Origin of the sequence: Dactylosporangium sp. NPDC048998 (assembly GCF_043197855.1) — a bacterium.
Lineage (GTDB): Bacteria > Actinomycetota > Actinomycetes > Mycobacteriales > Micromonosporaceae > Dactylosporangium.
The window spans coordinates 1-1,303 of sequence record NZ_JBICTV010000104.1; the positions used below are offsets into that span (position 1 = coordinate 1).

Genomic DNA, 1,303 nt, shown 5'->3' on the forward strand with positions numbered 1-1,303 from the left:
TCTGCGGTCGTGTCCAGACCGAAGAACTCAAGCATGTACTTCCCCCGTGCTGCGATCCCCCGCGGATCGATCGATGTGATCCTCCCAGCGGGGTAGGCGCGGAGCAAGGGGCCGATCACCATGCGAGCCGGACGTGTTCCGGCCCTCGTCGCCATCTGGTGTTTCGCCGATCCGGGGTTCCCGCGTGGACGGTTCCGGTCAGGCCGGAAGGGGACAAGCGCAAAGCCTTCCCGTCTGCCTCCGGTTCCGGAAAAGTAGTCCTCACCGGAGGGGAAAACGCCACCGGGGAATATCGCAAGAACTGCGGTGACATCAATCAACGCTATCGAACAGGGGCGAAGCCATGTCTTTTTCAGTCCGCCGGATCGGCATCATCGGAGCCATTCTCCTGGCCGTGGTCGCGTTTTTCGCGCTGCAGACGGCGGCGGCCTCCGGACCTGGGCCGACGCGGGCTGACGGCGTCACGGTGACCCCGTCCAACCCCGCTCCGTCCCCGTCGACCAACCCGCCCGCGCACCCCGACGGCGCGATCTGGGGGTGACGTGATGTACCTGGTCACCGTCGCAATCGAGCGGACCGCCCGAGCCGCGTTCCCGGTCCTCGAACCGAACCTGCTGGTCAAGGCGATCAGGGCGGAAGCGACGCCGGGCGACGGCTTGGAACACATCAGCACCCGCGCCGGGCCGGATGGCCTGCAGGTCGGACTCTTCTGCCTGGCACGCAATCGCGAAACAGCCGAAACAAACGCGCGCCGCATCTGCCGAGATGCGCTACGTCAGCCGTCATTCATCGGCTGGCGGCTCACCGGTCGCAATTCCTGACCATTCGTCCAACAGTCCGCACCGCATGAATTGGAGCACTCGATGCCGACCTCGCTGCGATTCCTGGCCACCACCGCCGGCCTGACCATGGCCGTTGTCGGCCTGTCCGCCCTCGCCGGGTGCTCGTCCGACAGCCGGCCGGCCGCCGAATCCGCACCGGCCACCACCACCGCGACCACCCCGGCAGCGTCGACGGCACCGGCCCTCCCCTCCACCTCCACCGGCCCTTCCACCTCCACCGGCCCTGCCACCCCCACCGGCGCGATCACCAACCCGACGACCGGCACCACGGCCGCCGCCCATCCGTCCGGGACCGCCGCCCCACCCACCAGGTCGACCACGGATCCCTGCCCCGTCACCGTCACCACGCTGCTGAACGCCCTGCGTGACAGTCCGGAGTTCTACCAACGCGCGGCGAAGCCCGCTGCGTTGCAGGACGCGGCCTGCGCGAACGGATACGCCATCGCCGGCACCGTCTACGA

The 1,303-nt window shown here is 68.4% G+C and carries 2 protein-coding genes and 1 pseudogene; all 3 read left to right on the forward strand.

Annotated features, from left to right (window positions below; genetic code table 11):
* The first annotated feature begins 343 nt into the window (after positions 1–343).
* Positions 344–541 carry a hypothetical protein gene (locus ACGFI8_RS48020; protein ID WP_392815834.1) on the forward strand — a complete coding sequence of 66 codons (198 nt, stop codon included), beginning with the start codon at positions 344–346 and terminating at the stop codon, positions 539–541.
* Positions 542–545: 4 nt separating this feature from the next.
* On the forward strand, positions 546–821 hold the full coding sequence (locus ACGFI8_RS48025; RefSeq protein WP_392815836.1) for a hypothetical protein: 276 nt from the start codon (positions 546–548) through the stop codon (positions 819–821).
* Positions 822–863: 42 nt separating this feature from the next.
* Positions 864–1,303, forward strand: a pseudogene (locus ACGFI8_RS48030) (hypothetical protein); the annotation flags it as partial.